The sequence below is a fragment of the Burkholderia sp. CpTa8-5 genome (assembly GCF_017815045.1).
GTDB classification, from domain to species: domain Bacteria; phylum Pseudomonadota; class Gammaproteobacteria; order Burkholderiales; family Burkholderiaceae; genus Burkholderia; species Burkholderia sola.
In genome coordinates, this window is the sequence record NZ_JAGIQD010000018.1 from 122728 (window position 1) to 140950 (window position 18223).

Below are 18223 nucleotides of genomic sequence, written 5' to 3' on the forward strand. Positions count from 1 at the left end.
CGCAACCGAAGAACGGGAGATTCGCATCATGTTCGGCCACGCACTCGGCATCACGGATATCTGGACCTACGTGTTCGGCGTGATCTTCATCATCCTGCTGCCGGGGCCGAACTCGATGTACGTGCTGTCGCTCGCCGCGCAGCGCGGCGTGAAGGCCGGCTATCGCGCGGCCTGCGGCGTGTTCGTCGGCGATACCGTGCTGATGATACTGTCGGCCGCGGGCGTCGCGTCACTGCTGAAGGCGAACCCGCTGCTGTTCTCCGTCGTCAAGTACGGCGGCGCCGCGTACCTGCTGTACATCGGCACCGGGATGCTGCGCAGCGCGTGGAGCAAGCTGCGCGCGCGCGGCGATGCGCCGGTCGAGGCGCCGGTCGAGGCGCCGCAGGCGGTCGACGGCGAACGGTCTTTCGACAAACCGTTCCGCAAGGCGTTGATCGTGAGCCTGCTGAATCCGAAGGCCATCCTGTTCTTCATCTCGTTCTTCATCCAGTTCGTCGACCCGGCATTCCCGCATCCCGCGCTGTCGTTCGTCGTGCTCGGGGCGATCGCGCAATGCGCGAGCTTCCTGTACCTGAGCACGCTGATCTTCGCGGGCGCGCGGCTCGCCGAGCACTTCCGCCGCCGCCGCAAGCTCGCGGCAGGCGCGGCGAGCAGCGTGGGCGGCCTGTTCATCGGTTTCTCGGTGAAGCTGGCGCTCGCGACCCTGAGCTGAGCGCCGCCGGCCGACCCACGACAACGATTACTTATTGAATTCACAAGCCATGCCAAAACGCACAGACATCAAGAGCATCCTCATCATCGGCGCCGGCCCGATCATCATCGGCCAGGCGTGCGAGTTCGACTATTCGGGCGCGCAGGCTTGCAAGGCGTTGCGTGAGGAGGGCTACAAGGTCGTTCTCGTCAACAGCAACCCGGCGACGATCATGACCGACCCGAACACGGCCGACGTGACCTACATCGAGCCGATCACGTGGGAAGTCGTCGCACGCATCATCGAGAAGGAGCGCCCGGACGCGATCCTGCCGACGATGGGCGGCCAGACCGCGCTGAACTGCGCGCTCGACCTGCACCACCACGGCGTGCTCGAGAAGTTCGGCGTCGAGCTGATCGGCGCGTCGCCGGAAGCGATCGACAAGGCCGAAGACCGCCAGAAGTTCAAGGATGCGATGACCAAGATCGGTCTCGGCTCCGCGAAGTCGGGCGTCGCGCATTCGATGGAAGAGGCGACCCAGGTGCACGCCGAGATCATGGCGCTCACCGGCGGCAGCGGCTACCCGGTCGTGATCCGTCCGTCGTTCACGCTCGGCGGCTCGGGCGGCGGCATCGCGTACAACCGCGAAGAGTTCGAGGAGATCTGCAAGCGCGGTCTCGACCTGTCGCCCACGCGCGAGTTGCTGATCGAAGAGTCGCTGCTCGGCTGGAAGGAATACGAGATGGAAGTCGTGCGCGACCGCGCCGACAACTGCATCATCGTGTGCTCGATCGAAAACCTCGACCCGATGGGCGTGCACACCGGCGACTCGATCACGGTCGCGCCGGCACAGACGCTCACCGACAAGGAATACCAGATCCTGCGTAACGCGTCGCTCGCGGTGCTGCGCGAGATCGGCGTCGACACGGGCGGCTCGAACGTGCAGTTCTCGATCAACCCGAAGGACGGCCGCATGGTCGTCATCGAGATGAACCCGCGCGTGTCGCGTTCGTCGGCGCTCGCGTCGAAGGCCACCGGCTTCCCGATCGCGAAGGTCGCCGCGAAGCTGGCGGTCGGCTACACGCTCGACGAGCTGAAGAACGAAATCACCGGCGGCCAGACGCCGGCGTCGTTCGAGCCGACGATCGACTACGTCGTCACGAAGATCCCGCGATTCGCGTTCGAGAAGTTCCGCGAAGCCGATTCGCGCCTGACCACGCAGATGAAGTCGGTCGGTGAAGTGATGGCGATCGGCCGCACGTTCCAGGAATCGTTCCAGAAGGCGCTGCGCGGCCTCGAAGTCGGTGTCGACGGCCTCGACGAGAAGTCGACCAACCGCGACGAGATCGCGATCGAGATCCACGAGCCGGGCCCGGACCGCATCTGGTACGTCGGCGATGCGTTCCGCATCGGCATGACGGCCGAGGAAATCTTCGCGGAAACCGCGATCGACCCGTGGTTCCTCGAGCAGATCGAGCAGATCATCCTGAAAGAGAAGGCGCTGTCGGGCCGCTCGCTCGCGTCGCTCACGTTCGACGAGCTGCGCTACCTGAAGCAGAGCGGCTTCTCCGACCGCCGCCTCGCGAAACTGCTCGGCGCGACACCGGAAGACGTGCGCCGCCGCCGCGTGGAACTGAACGTGCGCCCGGTCTACAAGCGCGTCGACACGTGCGCGGCCGAATTCGCGACGAAAACCGCCTACATGTACTCGACCTACGAGGATGAGTGCGAGGCGCAGCCGACCACGAACAAGAAGATCATGGTGCTGGGCGGCGGCCCGAACCGGATCGGCCAGGGTATCGAATTCGACTACTGCTGCGTGCACGCGGCGCTCGCGATGCGCGAGGACGGCTATGAAACGATCATGGTCAACTGCAACCCGGAAACGGTGTCGACCGACTACGACACGTCCGATCGCCTGTACTTCGAGCCGCTGACGCTCGAGGACGTGCTCGAGATCGTCGACAAGGAAAAACCGGTCGGCGTGATCGTCCAGTACGGCGGCCAGACGCCGCTGAAGCTCGCGCTCGACCTCGAGGCGCACGGCGTGCCGATCGTCGGCACGTCGCCGGACATGATCGACGCGGCCGAAGACCGCGAACGCTTCCAGAAGCTGCTGCAGGACCTCGGCCTGCGCCAGCCGCCGAACCGCACCGCCCGCGCCGAAGACGAAGCGCTCGCGCTGGCCGACGAAATCGGCTACCCGCTGGTCGTGCGCCCGTCGTACGTGCTCGGCGGTCGCGCGATGGAAATCGTCCACGAGCCGCGCGACCTCGAGCGCTACATGCGCGAGGCCGTGAAGGTGTCGAACGATTCGCCGGTGCTGCTCGACCGCTTCCTGAACGACGCGATCGAGTGCGACGTCGACTGCATCTGCGACGGCGAAGCGGTGTTCATCGGCGGCGTGATGGAGCACATCGAACAGGCGGGCGTCCACTCGGGCGACTCGGCATGCTCGCTGCCGCCGTACTCGCTGTCGAAGGAAACCGTGGCCGAGCTGAAGCGCCAGACGGGCGCGATGGCGAAGGCGCTGAACGTGGTCGGCCTGATGAACGTGCAGTTCGCGATCCAGCAGGTGCCGCAGGCCGACGGTTCGAAGCAGGACATCATCTACGTGCTCGAAGTGAACCCGCGCGCATCGCGCACGGTGCCGTACGTGTCGAAGGCGACCAGCCTGCCGCTCGCGAAGATCGCGGCGCGCGCGATGGTCGGCCAGAAGCTCGCGCAGCAGGGCGTGACGAAGGAAGTCGAGCCGCCGTACTTCAGCGTGAAGGAAGCGGTGTTCCCGTTCGTCAAGTTCCCGACCGTCGATCCGGTCCTCGGGCCTGAAATGCGTTCGACCGGCGAAGTGATGGGCGTCGGCCAGACGTTCGGCGAAGCGCTGTTCAAGTCGCAGCTCGCGGCCGGTTCGCGCCTGCCGGAGTCGGGCACGGTGCTCTTGACCGTGATGGACGCCGACAAGCCGAAGGCCGTCGAAGTCGCGCGCATGCTGCACGACCTCGGCTACCCGATCGTCGCGACCAAGGGCACGGCTGCCGCGATCGAAGCGGCCGGCGTGCCGGTGAAGGTCGTGAACAAGGTGAAGGACGGCCGTCCGCACATCGTCGACATGATCAAGAACGGCGAGATCGCGCTCGTGTTCACGACGGTCGACGAGACGCGCCAGGCGATCGCCGATTCGCGTTCGATCCGCATGAGCGCGCAGGCGCACAAGGTCACGTACTACACGACGATGTCGGGCGCGCGCGCGGCCGTCGAAGGCTTGCGCTACCTGAAGGATCTGGAAGTCTATGATTTACAAGGTCTTCACGCTCGCCTAAACTAAGCAGTCAGTTACCTGTCGAAGCAACACGTGCCGCGATTAGGCGGTGTTTCCAGTGCATCGGAAGCGCGCTTAATCGCGGTGATTTTTTTTATAGCCGTTTTTAGCGATTGAGCCGTTTATGAGCACCATTCCGTTGACAAAGCGTGGCGCAGAGCAACTGCGCGATGAATTGCAGCGCCTCAAGTCCGTCGAGCGGCCGGCCGTGATCAACGCGATCGCGGAGGCCCGCGCACAGGGCGATCTGTCCGAAAACGCCGAATACGACGCCGCGAAGGAAAAGCAGGGCTTTATCGAGGGCCGCATCGCGGAACTCGAATCCAAGCTGTCCGCCGCGCAAATCATCGATCCCACGGTGCTCGACGCCGATGGCCGCGTGGTGTTCGCCGCGACGGTCGAACTCGAGGATCTCGAATCGGGCGACACCGTCAAGTATCAGATCGTCGGCGACGACGAAGCCGATATCGATCACGGCCTGATCTCGGTCAGCTCGCCGATCGCGCGCGCGCTGATCGGCAAGTCCGAAGGCGACGTCGCGGCCGTGCAGGCGCCGAGCGGCGTGCGCGAGTACGAGATCATCTCGGTCAGCTACATCTGAAGCGGGGCGACGTGATGCCGCATCGCGTGTTCCGTCTGCTGTCGGCCGTGTGGGTCGGCAGCCTGCTGACGATCGGGTATGCGGTCGCGCCTGTCCTGTTCAAGACGCTGGAGCGGATGACGGCCGGTTCGGTCGCCGCCCAGCTGTTCCGCATCGAGGCGATCCTCGGCGTCGTGTGCGGCGTGCTGCTGCTCGCATTGTCGAATCAGCAGGTGCGGCGCGGCAGCACCGAATATCGCCGCGTCCGCTGGATCGTCGCCGCGATGGTCGTGTGCGTGCTGGTCGGGTATTTTGCGCTGCAGCCGTTCATGAACGCGCTGCGGGTGGCCGCGATGGATGCGGGCACCGATATCGCGAATTCGCCGTATGCGAGCCGCTTCGGGATGCTGCACGGCGTGTCGAGCGTGTTCTATCTCGTCGAAAGCGTGCTGGGGCTGATGCTGGTCTGGCGTCTGCCGGCGCGCGACGCCTGAGCGCCGCGCCGCCGCGCGTTGCGCGACGACGGGCAGGGCGGCACGGGAATCCGTGCCGCACGGGCGTTTTACTTGTCCTGGAACGGCCGCTTCGTGCTGGCCTGGCGCTTTTTCGCGCGCTTCACGGTGCCGCCTGCCGTCACGCGTTCGTTGCCGCGCACCGTGACCTTGACCGGCCTCGGGCGGCGCACGGGGCTCGCGTTCGGCGACACCTTGACGACCTTGACGGTGCGCGGTGCACGGCCTTTCTTGTCGTCGACGGCTTCGGCCGCGCTCGGCAGCGCGCCGGCACGTCGGCCGCGGGACGGGGCCGCCACCGCGGCCTCGGGCTTCCAGATCACCAGCAGCTTGCCGATGTGCTGGATCGGCGCCGCGTTCAGGCGGTCGCAGATCTCGTCGTAGATCGCGATGCGTTCGTCGCGTTCGTCGCCGAACACGCGGATCTTGATCAGCTGGTGCGCGTCGAGGTGCACCTTGATTTCCTTCAGCACGGCGTCGGTCAGCCCTTCGGCGCCGATCAGCACGACGGGCTTGAGCGCATGGGCCTGGGAGCGCAGCGCGGAGCGCTCGGCGGGAGAAAGCGAAAGGGCGGGCATGGAAATGTCGAAATCTAAATAAGGGCGCGCTGACTGAAAAGCGATCGCGGGACGTTACCGCGTCAGCCGTGCGCCGAAACCACGTAAAATCGCGGCTTGGGCCTGAAAAGGGGCCGCAGCCGCGCGAAGAAGACGCGTATTATCCGCTAAAAGCGCGGCTTCACGAAGCAATGGGCAGCAATCTCTCTCTCGAATGGCAAAAAACCGCTTCAACCAGCACTGGCTGCACGACCACATCAACGACCCGTACGTCAAAATGGCGCAGCGGGAGGGCTATCGCGCGCGCGCCGCGTACAAGCTGAAGGAAATCGACGAGCAGGACAAGCTGATCCGTCCGGGCCAGGTGATCGTCGATCTCGGCGCCACGCCGGGCAGCTGGAGCCAGTATGCCCGCAACAAGCTCGCGCAGGGCAGGAAGCGCGACGCGGCGCGCGAAGGCGGCATCGACGGCACGATCGTTGCGCTCGACATCCTGCCGATGGAGCCGATCGCCGACGTCCACTTCCTGCAGGGCGACTTCCGCGAGGACGACGTCCTCCACCAGCTCGAGGAAGTGCTCCAGGGCCGCGCGGTGGACCTTGTTATTTCGGACATGGCCCCCAACCTCTCCGGCGTGGCCTCGGCGGACGCGGCGCGCATCGAGCATCTCTGCGATCTGGCGCTCGAATTCGCGCAGAACCATCTGAAGCCGGACGGTGCGCTGCTCGTGAAGTGCTTTCACGGCAGCGGCTACAGCCAGATCGTCGAGAAGTTCAAACAGCAGTTTAAGGTTGTCGCGCCGCGCAAGCCCAAGGCATCCCGCGACAAATCGTCCGAAACGTTCATTTTGGGTCGGCAGCTGAAGCATCCGCGCTGATGCGGAACGCGATGCCGCAAACGGGCTCCGGCCCTTGCCGGACAAGCGAAGCGCTATCGCGGCGGTTGTCAATGCTTATGGCAGGGGTGGTCGGACTGGATTAGAATGACCGAGGGGCGCCGCAAGGAAAATGTAGGCGCTCGTCTACGAGTGAAGGAGTGGTGCTTTGAACAACAATATGTTTTCGAAGGCAGCGGTGTGGCTGGTGATCGCACTGGTGCTGTTTACGGTGTTCAAGCAGTTCGACAAGCCCCGCGTCCAGGAAGGCGTGTCCTATTCGCAGTTCATGGACGACGCCAAGAACGGCAAGGTCAAGAACGTCATCGTTCAGGGGCGCAACCTCACCGTCACTCCGGCTGATGGCCAGAAATACCAGATCGTGTCGCCCGGCGACATCTGGATGGTCGGCGATCTGATGAAGTACGGCGTGCAGGTCAGCGGCAAGGCCGACGACGAGCCGAACGCGCTGATGTCCGCGCTGTACTACCTCGGGCCGACGATCCTGATCATCGTGTTCTGGTTCTACATGATGAGGCAGATGCAGGGAGGCGGCAAAGGCGGCGCATTCTCGTTCGGGAAATCGCGTGCGCGGCTGATCGACGAGAACAACAACGCGGTGAACTTCTCCGACGTCGCGGGCTGCGACGAAGCGAAGGAAGAAGTGTCCGAGCTCGTCGACTTCCTGCGCGATCCGCAGAAATTCCAGAAACTGGGCGGCCGCATTCCGCGCGGCGTGCTGCTGGTCGGCCCGCCGGGTACCGGCAAGACGCTGCTGGCCCGCGCGATCGCGGGTGAAGCGAAGGTGCCGTTCTTCAGCATCTCGGGTTCGGACTTCGTCGAAATGTTCGTCGGCGTCGGCGCGGCCCGTGTGCGCGACATGTTCGAGCAGGCGAAGAAGCATGCGCCGTGCATCGTGTTCATCGACGAAATCGACGCGGTCGGCCGTCATCGCGGCGCCGGCATGGGCGGCGGCAACGACGAGCGCGAACAGACGCTGAACCAGATGCTGGTCGAGATGGACGGTTTCGAGGCGAACTCGGGCGTGATCGTGATCGCCGCCACCAACCGTTCCGACGTGCTCGACAAGGCGCTGCTGCGTCCGGGCCGTTTCGACCGCCAGGTCTATGTCGGCCTGCCGGACATCCGCGGCCGCGAGCAGATCATGCGCGTGCACCTGCGCAAGGTGCCGATCGCGAACGACGTCGACGCGGCGGTCATCGCACGCGGCACGCCGGGCTTTTCGGGCGCCGATCTCGCGAACCTCGTGAACGAAGCTGCGCTGTTCGCCGCCCGTCGCGGCAAGCGCATCGTCGAGATGCAGGATTTCGAGGACGCGAAGGACAAGATCTTCATGGGTCCGGAGCGCAAGTCGGCGGTGATCCGCGAGGAAGCGAAGCGTGCCACCGCGTACCACGAGTCGGGTCACGCGGTGATCGCGAAGCTGCTGCCGAAGGCCGACCCGGTGCACAAGGTCACGATCATCCCGCGCGGTCGCGCACTGGGCGTCACGTGGCAGTTGCCGGAGCATGACAACGAGACGTATTCGAAGGATTACCTGCTCGACCGCCTCGCGATCCTGTTCGGTGGCCGGGTGGCCGAAGAGTTGTTCATGAACCTGGTCAGCACCGGCGCATCGGACGACTTCAACAAGGCCACGCAGACCGCGCGTGCGATGGTTGCGCGGTTCGGCATGACCGACGCGCTCGGGCCGATGGTTTACGTCGACGACGAGAACGATGCGTCGCCGTTCGGCCGCGGCTTCACGCGCACGATCTCGGAAGCGACGCAGCAGAAGGTCGACTCGGAAATCCGCCGCGTGCTGGACGATCAGTACAACCTCGCGCGTCGCCTGCTCGAGGAGAACCGCGACAAGGTCGAGGCGATGACGGCCGCGCTGATGGAGTGGGAGACGATCGACGCCGATCAGATCAACGACATCATGGAAGGCCGTCCGCCGCGCTCACCGAAGAGCTCGCCGGCTGTCGGCGGCGATTCGTCGGGCGGCGGCAGTGCCGAGGTCAAGCCCGGCAGCGCGCCGGCGCCGGCGACGCCGGCGGCATAATCTCCGCTTTAGCACCGTTCACGGGCTGGTGTGGCTTCACACCGGCCCGTTTTGCATTCATCCACGCCCGTTGCTCGTGTCCGATTCCGCAGTGTCCCCGTTCATTCCCGCGCCGCTCCAGTGCGGCCGCTTCGAACTGACGTTCGAACGTCCGCTCGTGATGGGCATCCTCAACGCCACGCCCGATTCGTTCTCCGACGGCGGCCGCTTCCTCGCGCGCGACGATGCGTTGCGCCAGGCCGAGCGGATGATCGCCGACGGTGTGGACCTCATCGACATCGGCGGCGAATCGACGCGCCCCGGCGCGCCGCCGGTGCCGCTCGACGAGGAGCTCGCGCGCGTGATTCCGCTCGTCGAGGCGCTGCGGCCGTTGAACGTGCCGCTGTCGATCGATACGTACAAGCCGGCCGTGATGCGCGCGGCGCTGGCCGCCGGCGCGGACCTGATCAACGATATCTGGGGGTTCCGCCAGCCGGGCGCGATCGACGCGGTGCGCGACGGCAACAGCGGTCTGTGCGCGATGCACATGCTCGGCGAGCCGCAGACGATGCAGGTCGGCGAGCCCGACTACGGCGACGTCGTGACCGACGTGCGCGATTTCCTCGCCGCGCGCGCGCAGGCGTTGCGCGACGCGGGGGTGGCGGCGGAGCGGATCTGCGTCGATCCCGGTTTCGGGTTCGGCAAGGCGGTCGTCGACGACAACTATGCGCTGCTGGCCGCGTTGCCGGACACGGCGCCCGCGCGGCCCGACGGGCGCGCTTATCCGATTCTCGCGGGCATGTCGCGCAAGTCGATGCTCGGCGCGGTGATCGGAGGCAAGCCGCCGATGGAGCGCGTCGCGGCGAGCGTGGCGGCCGCGTTGTGCGCGGTCGAGCGGGGCGCCGCGATCGTGCGCGTGCACGACGTCGCGGCGACGGTCGATGCGCTGAAAGTATGGAATGCCGTGCGCGCAGCCGCGCGGCAACGATAAGCAAGTCAGAAAGACGAAAGACGAAAGACGAAGGAGGAAGGACCCCATGGGACGTCGATATTTCGGCACGGACGGCATTCGCGGCACGGTGGGCGAAGCGCCCATCACGCCGGACTTCGTGTTGCGCCTCGGCTATGCGGCCGGCAAGGTACTGGCCGGCTCGGCCGACGTCGCGGCGGGCTCGCGTCCGACCGTGTTGATCGGCAAGGACACGCGCGTATCGGGCTACATGCTCGAAGCCGCGCTCGAGGCCGGATTCTCGGCGGCCGGCGTCGACGTGATGCTGGCCGGCCCGATGCCGACGCCCGGCGTCGCGTATCTGACGCGGGCGCTGCGTCTGTCGGCCGGTGTCGTAATCAGCGCGTCGCACAACCCGTATCACGACAACGGGATCAAGTTTTTCTCGGCCGACGGCAACAAGCTGCCCGACGACACCGAGGCCGCGATCGAAGCGTGGCTCGACAAGCCGCTCGAATGCGCGGCGTCCGACGGGCTCGGCAAGGCGCGCCGCCTCGACGACGCCGCGGGCCGCTACATCGAATTCTGCAAGAGCACGTTCCCGGCTGCGTTCAACTTGCGCGGGCTGAAGCTCGTGATCGATTGTGCGCACGGCGCCGCGTACCAGATCGCGCCGCACGTGTTCCACGAACTCGGCGCGGACGTCATTCCGATCGGCGTCGCGCCGAACGGCTTCAACATCAACGACGGCGTCGGCGCGACCGCGCCCGACGCGCTGGTGCGCGCGGTGCGGGCGAACCATGCCGATCTCGGCATCGCGCTCGACGGCGACGCCGATCGTCTGCAGGTCGTGGACGCGACCGGTCGCCTGTACAACGGCGACGAGCTGCTCTACGTGCTCGTGAAGGACCGGATCGCGACCGACGGCAAGGTCGAAGGCGCGGTCGGCACGCTGATGACGAACCTTGCCGTCGAAGTCGCGCTGCAGCGCGAGGGCGTGAAGTTCGTCCGTGCGGCGGTCGGCGACCGCTACGTGCTCGAGCAGTTGCGCGAGCACGGCTGGCAGCTCGGCGCGGAAGGGTCGGGCCACATCCTGTCGCTCGACCGGCATACGACCGGCGACGGCATCGTGTCGGCGCTGCTCGTGCTGGCCGCGCTGAAACGCAGCGGCCGCACGCTCGCGCAGATGCTCGACGGCGTCACGCTGTTCCCGCAGAAGCTGATCAACGTGCGGATGAAGCCGGGCGCCGACTGGAAGGGCAGCGCGTCGATTCGCGCGGCGATCGATGCGGCCGAGGCCGCGCTCGCCGGCAGCGGCCGCGTGCTGATCCGCGCATCGGGCACGGAGCCCGTGCTGCGCGTGATGGTCGAAGCACGGCAGGCGGCCGATGCGGTGCGCCATGCGGAGACGATCGCCGACGCGGTGCGCGCGGCGACGGCCTGACGGGGGCGCGCGCGCGGCGGTCCGACCGCCCGCGCGCTGGCTCCCGACGAATGTGTGTGCGGCGCCCTCGGGCGCCGTCGTTTTTGTCAGACGCAAAGGTTTGCGTTACCTAATAGAAGCAGGCTTCGGCAAACGCATCCCTTCCATCGAAGCCGGCATCAGACCCCGAATCAGACTTCCGGCCGGACCGGGCTTCCCGTCCGTCCGACGCCGCGCTACGATGCCCTCGCACGCCGTTGAAACGGCGTTCATCCCCTCCCTTCGAGCCAGGCGATTCTTGCCGCCAGCGCCGCTCCCGCGCCCCGACGCGCGACCCGATATTCCCTTTCAACCAGTCATGTTACTGTCACGCCAGTTTCATCGATTGTCACATTACCGTCATGAGCAGCCCCTAACCTTCGCGGTGCCGTAGTCATCCGCTCACACACTGGAGGTCTCATGAAATTGATGCAAACCGCGATTGCCGGCCTGGCTGGCGCGCTTTTCGCCGTCGCCGCTCAAGCTGCCGACATCACGGGCGCAGGCAGCACGTTCGCGATGCCGATCTATACGAAATGGGCTGCCGACTACCAGCAGTCCGGCGGCGCGAAGGTCAACTACCAAGGCATCGGCTCGTCGGGCGGCCTGAAGCAGATCAACGCGAAGACGGTCGATTTTGCCGGTTCGGACGCGCCGCTGAAGGACGAAGATCTCGCGAAGGAAGGCCTGTTCCAGTTCCCGACGGTGGTCGGCGGCGTGGTGCCGGTCGTCAACGTGCCGGGCGTGAAGGCCGGCGAACTGACGCTGTCGGGCCCGGTGCTCGGCGACATCTACCTCGGCAAGATCAAGAAGTGGAACGACCCGGCGATCGCCGCGCTGAACCCGAAGGTCAAGCTGCCGGATACGGACATCGCCGTGGTCCGCCGCGCCGACGGCTCGGGCACGAGCTTCATCTGGACGAACTACCTGTCGAAGGTCAACGACGAGTGGAAGTCGAAGATCGGCGAAGGCACGACGGTCAACTGGCCGACGGGCACGGGCGGCAAAGGCAACGACGGCGTCGCGGCCTTCGTGCAGCGCCTGCCGGGCGCGATCGGCTACGTCGAGTGGGCGTACGCGAAGAAGAACAACATGACCTACACTGCGCTGAAGAATTCGACGGGCACGGTGGTCGAGCCGAAGACGGAAACGTTCAAGGCCGCTGCAGCCGGCGCGAACTGGTCGAAGTCGTTCTACCAGATCCTGACGAACCAGCCGGGCAAGGACGCGTGGCCGGTCGTCGGCGCGACGTTCGTGCTGCTGCACGCGAAGCAGGACAAGCCGGAGCAGGGCGCGGAAACGCTGAAGTTCTTCAGCTGGGCGTTCAAGAACGGCGAGAAGGCTGCCGACAGCCTCGACTACATCTCGCTGCCGGCGACGGTCGAGACGGAAATCCGCAAGCAGTGGAAGACGAAGGTGACGGACGCTTCGGGCAAGCCGGTCGCCGCCGAGTAAGCCATCCAGCGGTTCGCTGCCCGGCCGTGCCGGTCGGGCAGTGTGTGCGGTAAAGCCGGGCGTTACGGCGCCCGGCGATCAAAAGCAGGCACCCATGTCTGATATTTCATACCCGTCCTCCCGATCGCCCGACAGTGCGCAGCAGCGCGCGCCGAGCCGTCTCGGGGATGTCCTGTTCGGCGGCCTTGCGCGGCTCGCCGCGATCGTGACCCTGCTGCTGCTCGGCGGGATCATCATTTCCCTGATCATTGCGTCGCTGCCGACCATCCAGAAGTTCGGCCTCGGCTTCCTGTGGCAATCCGAGTGGGATCCCAACTCGGACATCTACGGCGCACTCGTGCCGATCTACGGCACGATCGTGACGTCGATCATTGCACTCGTCATCGCGGTGCCGGTCAGTTTCGGCATCGCGCTGTTCCTCACCGAGCTCGCGCCCGTGTGGTTGCGCCGTCCGCTCGGCATCGCGATCGAGTTGCTCGCCGCGATTCCGTCGATCGTGTACGGCATGTGGGGGCTGCTCGTGTTCGCGCCGATCTTCGCCGAATACTTCCAGAAGCCCATCGGCCGGCTGCTCAAGGACGTGTGGGTGCTCGGCCCGCTGACGTCCGGCGCGCCGATCGGCATCGGCATCCTCGCGGCCGGCGTGATTCTCGCGATCATGATCATCCCGTACATCGCGTCGGTGATGCGCGACGTGTTCGAGGTCACGCCGGTGCTGCTGAAGGAGTCGGCATACGGGATCGGCTGCACGACCTGGGAAGTGATGTGGAAGGTCGTGCTGCCCTATACGAAGACCGGCGTGATCGGCGGCGTGATGCTCGGCCTCGGCCGCGCGCTCGGCGAAACGATGGCCGTGACCTTCGTGATCGGCAATACGAACCTGCTCGACAGCGTGTCGCTGTTCGCGCCGGGCAACAGCATCACGTCGGCGCTCGCGAACGAATTCGCGGAAGCGCAGCCGGGCCTGCACACGTCCGCGCTGATGGAGCTCGGCCTGATCCTGTTCGTGATCACGTTCATCGTGCTGTCCATCTCCAAACTGCTGCTGCTTCGTCTCGAGAAGGGAGAGGGCAAGAAATGAGCGAGCCCATCATGAATTTCCCGGGGCCGAGCGGCGCCGCGCTCGACGCGATGCGCAACCGCCTGCAGCGCAAGCGCAAGGTCGTCAACGCGATCGCGCTCACCGCGTCGCTCGGCGCGATGGCCTTCGGCCTGCTGTGGCTCGTGTGGATTCTCTACACGACGGTGCACCTCGGCGTCGGCGGCCTGTCGCTGCAACTGTTCACCGAATCGACGCCGGCGCCGAACACGGAAGGCGGCGGTCTCGCGAACGCGATCGTCGGCAGCCTGCTGCTGTGCGGCTTCGGCACGCTGGTCGGCACGCCGATCGGCATCCTCGCGGGCGTCTATCTCGCCGAATACGGGCAGAAGAACCTGCTGGCGAGCACGATCCGCTTCATCAACGACATCCTGCTGTCCGCGCCGTCGATCGTGATCGGCCTGTTCGTGTACGCGATCGTCGTCGCGAAGTCGGGGCGCTTCTCCGGTTGGGCCGGCGTGATCGCGCTGGCGCTGCTGCAGATCCCGATCGTGATCCGCACGACCGAGAACATGCTGAAGCTCGTGCCGAACGCGCTGCGCGAAGCGGCCGTCGCGCTCGGCACGCCGAAGTGGCGCATGGTGCTGAAGATCACGCTGCGCGCGTCGGTCGGCGGGATCGTGACGGGCGTGCTGCTCGCGGTCGCGCGGATCGCCGGCGAAACGGCGCCGCTGCTGTTTACCGCGCTGTCGAACCAGTTCTTCTCGGTCGACATGAGCCAGCCGATGGCGAACCTGCCGGTCACGATCTACAAGTTCGCGATGAGCCCGTTCGCGGAATGGCAGTCGCTCGCATGGGCGGGCGTGTTCCTGATTACGCTCGGGGTGCTCGGACTGAACGTCCTGGCGCGCTCGATCTTCTCGAAAAAGTAACGGCGGAGCAATCCGATGAATATGGCAGAAAGCCACCTGAATCCCGTCGAGCGCACCGCTGCGCCCGCCGGCACGCAAGACGCGGCGCACGGCCGTCCGCTCGCGCCGCTGAACGCGAAGATCGAGGTCAACAACCTCAATTTCTTCTACAACAAGTTCCACGCGCTGAAGAACATCAACCTGCGCATTCCCGAAGGGAAGGTGACGGCGTTCATCGGCCCGTCGGGCTGCGGCAAGTCGACGCTGCTGCGCACGTTCAACAAGATGTTCGCGCTCTATCCGGAGCAGCGCGCCGAAGGCGAAATCCTGATGGACGGCGAGAACCTGCTGACGACGAAGCGCGACATCTCGCTGCTGCGCGCGCGGATCGGCATGGTGTTCCAGAAGCCGACCCCGTTCCCGATGTCGATCTACGACAACATCGCGTTCGGCGTGAAGATGTTCGAAAAGCTCACGCGCTCGGAAATGGACGACCGTGTCGAGTGGGCGCTCACGAAGGCCGCGCTGTGGAACGAAGTGAAGGACAAGCTGGGCCAGAGCGGCTACGGGCTGTCGGGCGGCCAGCAGCAGCGTCTGTGCATCGCGCGCGGCATCGCGATCCGTCCGGAAGTGCTGCTGCTCGACGAACCGTGCTCGGCGCTCGACCCGATCTCGACGGGCCGCATCGAAGAGCTGATCGCGGAGCTGAAGAGCGACTACACGGTCGTGATCGTCACGCACAACATGCAGCAGGCCGCACGCTGCTCGGATTACACGGCCTACATGTACCTGGGCGAGCTGATCGAGTTCGGCGACACCGAAAAGATCTTCATCAAGCCGGTGCGCAAGGAAACGGAAGACTACATCACCGGCCGCTTCGGCTGATGACGGAGAACAACAACCATGTCGGATAAACATCTGTCGAGCCAGTTCGACGCGGACCTGAATGCCGTGTCGTCGAAAGTGCTGGAAATGGGCGGACTCGTCGAATCGCAGATCGTCGGCGCGATGCGCGCGCTGAACGAGTTCGATCGCGATACGGCCGAGAAGGTGATCGCGGCCGAGGAAACGCTGAACGCGATGGAAGTGGACATCGACCAGGAATGCGGCAACATCATCGCGCGGAGGCAGCCTGCCGCGCGCGACCTGCGTCTTTTGATGTCGATTTCGAAAACGATTACGAACCTCGAGCGCGCCGGCGACGAAGCCGAGAAGATCGCCAAGCGTGTGCGCCGCCTGGTCGACGAGCCGGCCGCACGCGCGGTCAACATCGCCGAGATCAAGGTGTCGGGCGAGATGGCCGTGACGATCCTGCGCCGCGCGCTCGACGCATTCGCGCGCCTCGACACGGTGGCCGCCGCGCAGATCGTCAAGGACGACAAGGAAATCGACATGGAATTCCGCGCGTTCGTGCGCAAGCTCGTGTCGTACATGCAGGAAGATCCGCGCACGATCTCGGTGGGCCTCGATTATCTCTTCATCGCGAAGGCGATCGAACGGATCGGCGACCACGCGAAGAACATCGCCGAATTCATCATCTACATCGTGAAGGGCACCGACGTGCGGCACCAGCCGCGCGACACGCTCGATCGCGAAGCCAACAGTTAATCGACTCCATAGGAAGAACAGAGGTGCCGATGCCCAGCAACATTCTCGTCGTTGAAGATGAGCCCGCGATTTCCGAACTGATCTCGGTGAATCTCCAGCACGCCGGTCACTGCCCGATCCGCGCGTACAACGCCGAACAGGCGCAGAACCTGATCAGCGACGTGCTGCCCGATCTCGTGCTGCTCGACTGGATGCTGCCGGGCAAGTCCGGCATCGCGTTCGCGCGCGACCTGCGCAACAACGAACGGACCAAGCACATCCCGATCATCATGCTCACCGCGCGCGGCGACGAGCAGGACAAGGTGCTCGGCCTCGAAATCGGCGCGGACGACTACGTGACGAAGCCGTTCTCGCCGAAGGAACTGATGGCGCGCATCAAGGCGGTGCTGCGCCGCCGCGCGCCGCAGCTGACCGAGGACGTCGTGTCGATCAACGGGCTGCGCCTCGACCCGGCCACGCATCGCGTCGCCGCACACGGGGACGGCAGCGAGATCAAGCTCGATCTCGGCCCGACCGAGTTTCGCCTGCTGCATTTCTTCATGACGCATCCGGAGCGCGTGCACAGCCGCACGCAACTGCTCGACCAGGTGTGGGGCGACCACGTGTTCGTCGAGGAGCGCACCGTTGACGTGCACATCAAACGATTGCGCGCGGCCTTGAAACCGGCCGGCTGCGATGCGATGATCGAAACCGTGCGCGGCAGCGGCTACCGCCTCGCCAAGCACGCGTAACGTATTCGGGCATGCCGCGTGCCGCGGCTGCCGCTCCTTCTTTCGGACGCTGAATCATGAACATCATCTGGGCGCGCTTCCTGGTGTCGCTCGTGCTGCTCGTGCTGATCGGCGTGCTGGTCGGCGTGTTCGCCGGCCCGACCGCGGGCCTTGTGTTCGTGGTCGTGATGCTGGTCGCGCAGGGCTTTTTCAGCACCTTCCATACGCAGCGTCTGTGGCGCCTGCTCGATGCGCCCGTCTACGGCGAAGTGCCGAGCGCGCCGGGCATCTGGGGCGAGATCTACTATCGGCTGCACAAGCTCGCGAAGCAGTGGCATGCGCAGGTGCGACAGGTCGAGCAGCAGCATTCGCGTTTCATCCAGGCAATCCAGGCCTCGCCGAACGGCGTCGCGATGCTCGACGACCACGACCAGATCGAGTGGTGCAACGCGATCGCCGAAGTCCATTTCGGCCTCGATGCGAAGCGCGACCTGCGCCAGCACATCACGAACCTGGTGCGTCATCCCGATTTCGTCCGCTACCTCAATGCGCAGCATTACGAGGACACGCTGCTGATGCGCGGCATGGGCGACTCGCGGCAGAACGTGCTGGCCGTGCAGGTGTTTCCGTACGGCGAGAACCGCAAGCTGCTGCTCACGCAGGACATCACCGAGCTCGAGCGCACCGACGCGATGCGGCGCGACTTCGTCGCGAACGTGTCGCACGAGCTGAAGACGCCGCTCACCGTGCTGTCGGGCTTCCTCGAGACGATGCGCGAGCTGCCGCTGAACGAGGAGGACCGCGCGCGCTATCTCGACATGATGGAGCAGCAGGCGTCGCGGATGCGGCACATCGTGACCGACCTGCTGGTGCTCGCGAAGCTGGAAGGCGAGAGCAAGCCGCCGGTCGATCACGCGATCGACATGCGTGCGGTGTTCGACCATCTGAAGGAAGATGCGCACACGCTGTCGAACGGGCATCACGACATCGCGTTCTCGATCGACGAGACGCTCGGCGTCACCGGTGCGCAGACGGAGTTGTTCAGCGCGTTCGCGAATCTCGTCACGAACGCGATCCGCTATACGCCGGACGGCGGCAAGATCGTCGTGTCGTGGCGGCGCGAGGGCGCACAGGGCGTGTTTTCCGTCACGGACAGCGGCTTCGGGATTCCGGCCGCCGATCTGCCACGGCTCACCGAGCGCTTCTACCGTGTCGATCGCAGCCGGTCGCGCGACACCGGCGGCACGGGCCTCGGGCTCGCGATCGTCAAGCACGTGCTGCAGCGGCACGATGCGCATCTGTACGTGCAGAGCGAGGAAGGGCGCGGCAGTACGTTCACCGCGCGGTTTCCGGGCTCGCGGGTCATCGCGATCCGGCCGGCCGCTTACGAAGCATGATCGCGTAGCGGTTCGGTGTTCAAAAACGGCCCGAGGGCTGTAATGCCGTTCAGTTAAGCGACCGAAGGGCATTTTTGTTTTGTGGAAGGAGTGGTTGTAAACGTTGCGCTGAGAT

At 65.4% G+C, this 18223-nt stretch carries 16 protein-coding genes; 15 read left to right on the forward strand and 1 reads right to left on the reverse strand.

The window, feature by feature from the left end:
* Window positions 1–28: 28 nt before the first annotated feature.
* The 4 genes from leuE (at window position 29) to J8I35_RS24600 (ending at window position 5084) form a co-directional block, all read left to right on the forward strand.
* Window positions 29–712, forward strand: coding sequence for a leucine efflux protein LeuE (leuE, locus tag J8I35_RS24585; protein WP_209927414.1), 684 nt, complete (start codon window positions 29–31; stop codon window positions 710–712).
* Window positions 713–761: 49 nt separating this feature from the next.
* Window positions 762–4016 carry a carbamoyl-phosphate synthase large subunit gene (gene carB, locus J8I35_RS24590; RefSeq protein ID WP_209927416.1) on the forward strand — a complete coding sequence of 1085 codons (3255 nt, stop codon included), beginning with the start codon at window positions 762–764 and terminating at the stop codon, window positions 4014–4016.
* A 118-nt stretch (window positions 4017–4134) separates the two neighbouring features.
* Window positions 4135–4611, forward strand: coding sequence for a transcription elongation factor GreA (gene greA, locus J8I35_RS24595; RefSeq protein WP_006476345.1), 477 nt, complete (start codon window positions 4135–4137; stop codon window positions 4609–4611).
* 14 nt (window positions 4612–4625) lie between these two features.
* Window positions 4626–5084: a DUF4149 domain-containing protein gene (locus tag J8I35_RS24600; RefSeq protein WP_050015203.1), complete on the forward strand. Its 459-nt coding sequence runs from the start codon at window positions 4626–4628 to the stop codon at window positions 5082–5084.
* A 68-nt stretch (window positions 5085–5152) separates the two neighbouring features.
* Here J8I35_RS24600 and J8I35_RS24605 read toward each other — a convergent pair whose 3' ends face one another.
* Window positions 5153–5680: a YhbY family RNA-binding protein gene (locus J8I35_RS24605; protein WP_089467132.1), complete on the reverse strand. Its 528-nt coding sequence runs from the start codon at window positions 5678–5680 to the stop codon at window positions 5153–5155.
* Between the two features lie 193 nt (window positions 5681–5873).
* On the opposite strand from J8I35_RS24605, the gene J8I35_RS24610 reads away from it, so the two are divergent.
* The 11 genes from J8I35_RS24610 to phoR all read left to right on the forward strand — a co-directional run bounded on the left by J8I35_RS24610 (window position 5874) and on the right by phoR (window position 18108).
* The gene (locus tag J8I35_RS24610) at window positions 5874–6536 is read left to right on the forward strand and encodes an RlmE family RNA methyltransferase (protein WP_209927419.1); all 663 of its coding nucleotides are present in this window, start codon (window positions 5874–5876) and stop codon (window positions 6534–6536) included.
* Between the two features lie 166 nt (window positions 6537–6702).
* The gene (gene ftsH, locus J8I35_RS24615; RefSeq protein WP_050015209.1) at window positions 6703–8598 is read left to right on the forward strand and encodes an ATP-dependent zinc metalloprotease FtsH; all 1896 of its coding nucleotides are present in this window, start codon (window positions 6703–6705) and stop codon (window positions 8596–8598) included.
* A gap of 28 nt (window positions 8599–8626) precedes the next feature.
* Window positions 8627–9568, forward strand: coding sequence for a dihydropteroate synthase (folP, locus tag J8I35_RS24620; protein ID WP_050015211.1), 942 nt, complete (start codon window positions 8627–8629; stop codon window positions 9566–9568).
* A gap of 46 nt (window positions 9569–9614) precedes the next feature.
* Window positions 9615–10970, forward strand: coding sequence for a phosphoglucosamine mutase (gene glmM, locus J8I35_RS24625; protein ID WP_209927421.1), 1356 nt, complete (start codon window positions 9615–9617; stop codon window positions 10968–10970).
* Window positions 10971–11408: 438 nt separating this feature from the next.
* A complete protein-coding gene (pstS, locus tag J8I35_RS24630; RefSeq protein WP_050015215.1) occupies window positions 11409–12443 on the forward strand; it encodes a phosphate ABC transporter substrate-binding protein PstS in 1035 nt (344 codons plus the stop codon).
* A 94-nt stretch (window positions 12444–12537) separates the two neighbouring features.
* The gene (gene pstC, locus J8I35_RS24635; RefSeq protein ID WP_124639041.1) at window positions 12538–13524 is read left to right on the forward strand and encodes a phosphate ABC transporter permease PstC; all 987 of its coding nucleotides are present in this window, start codon (window positions 12538–12540) and stop codon (window positions 13522–13524) included.
* Complete coding sequence (gene pstA, locus J8I35_RS24640) at window positions 13521–14414, forward strand: phosphate ABC transporter permease PstA (protein ID WP_050015219.1); 894 nt, start codon at window positions 13521–13523, stop codon at window positions 14412–14414. Before pstC ends, pstA begins: the two co-directional genes overlap by 4 nt.
* A gap of 15 nt (window positions 14415–14429) precedes the next feature.
* Entirely contained in the window at window positions 14430–15278 is an 849-nt protein-coding gene (gene pstB, locus J8I35_RS24645) for a phosphate ABC transporter ATP-binding protein PstB (protein WP_050015221.1), read from the forward strand.
* 18 nt (window positions 15279–15296) lie between these two features.
* Window positions 15297–16001 carry a phosphate signaling complex protein PhoU gene (gene phoU / locus J8I35_RS24650; RefSeq protein ID WP_006476334.1) on the forward strand — a complete coding sequence of 235 codons (705 nt, stop codon included), beginning with the start codon at window positions 15297–15299 and terminating at the stop codon, window positions 15999–16001.
* 29 nt (window positions 16002–16030) lie between these two features.
* A complete protein-coding gene (phoB, locus tag J8I35_RS24655; RefSeq protein ID WP_006750313.1) occupies window positions 16031–16732 on the forward strand; it encodes a phosphate regulon transcriptional regulator PhoB in 702 nt (233 codons plus the stop codon).
* A gap of 56 nt (window positions 16733–16788) precedes the next feature.
* Window positions 16789–18108 (forward strand): phosphate regulon sensor histidine kinase PhoR, encoded by a 1320-nt coding sequence (gene phoR, locus J8I35_RS24660; protein WP_050015223.1) that lies wholly within the window; start codon window positions 16789–16791, stop codon window positions 18106–18108.
* Window positions 18109–18223 lie beyond the last annotated feature (115 nt).

Excerpts from the sequence above, each read along its gene's own strand:
- glmM (WP_209927421.1), top strand. The coding sequence starts at position 9,615 with ATGGGACGTCGATATTTCGGCACGGACGGCATTCGCGGCACGGTGGGC.
- pstA (WP_050015219.1), top strand. The coding sequence starts at position 13,521 with ATGAGCGAGCCCATCATGAATTTCCCGGGGCCGAGCGGCGCCGCGCTC.
- carB (WP_209927416.1), top strand. The coding sequence starts at position 762 with ATGCCAAAACGCACAGACATCAAGAGCATCCTCATCATCGGCGCCGGC.
- pstB (WP_050015221.1), top strand. The coding sequence starts at position 14,430 with ATGAATATGGCAGAAAGCCACCTGAATCCCGTCGAGCGCACCGCTGCG.
- greA (WP_006476345.1), top strand. The coding sequence starts at position 4,135 with ATGAGCACCATTCCGTTGACAAAGCGTGGCGCAGAGCAACTGCGCGAT.
- J8I35_RS24605 (WP_089467132.1), bottom strand. The coding sequence starts at position 5,680 with ATGCCCGCCCTTTCGCTTTCTCCCGCCGAGCGCTCCGCGCTGCGCTCC.
- J8I35_RS24600 (WP_050015203.1), top strand. The coding sequence starts at position 4,626 with ATGCCGCATCGCGTGTTCCGTCTGCTGTCGGCCGTGTGGGTCGGCAGC.
- phoU (WP_006476334.1), top strand. The coding sequence starts at position 15,297 with ATGTCGGATAAACATCTGTCGAGCCAGTTCGACGCGGACCTGAATGCC.
- J8I35_RS24610 (WP_209927419.1), top strand. The coding sequence starts at position 5,874 with ATGGCAAAAAACCGCTTCAACCAGCACTGGCTGCACGACCACATCAAC.
- phoR (WP_050015223.1), top strand. The coding sequence starts at position 16,789 with ATGAACATCATCTGGGCGCGCTTCCTGGTGTCGCTCGTGCTGCTCGTG.
- pstC (WP_124639041.1), top strand. The coding sequence starts at position 12,538 with ATGTCTGATATTTCATACCCGTCCTCCCGATCGCCCGACAGTGCGCAG.
- leuE (WP_209927414.1), top strand. The coding sequence starts at position 29 with ATGTTCGGCCACGCACTCGGCATCACGGATATCTGGACCTACGTGTTC.
- phoB (WP_006750313.1), top strand. The coding sequence starts at position 16,031 with ATGCCCAGCAACATTCTCGTCGTTGAAGATGAGCCCGCGATTTCCGAA.
- pstS (WP_050015215.1), top strand. The coding sequence starts at position 11,409 with ATGAAATTGATGCAAACCGCGATTGCCGGCCTGGCTGGCGCGCTTTTC.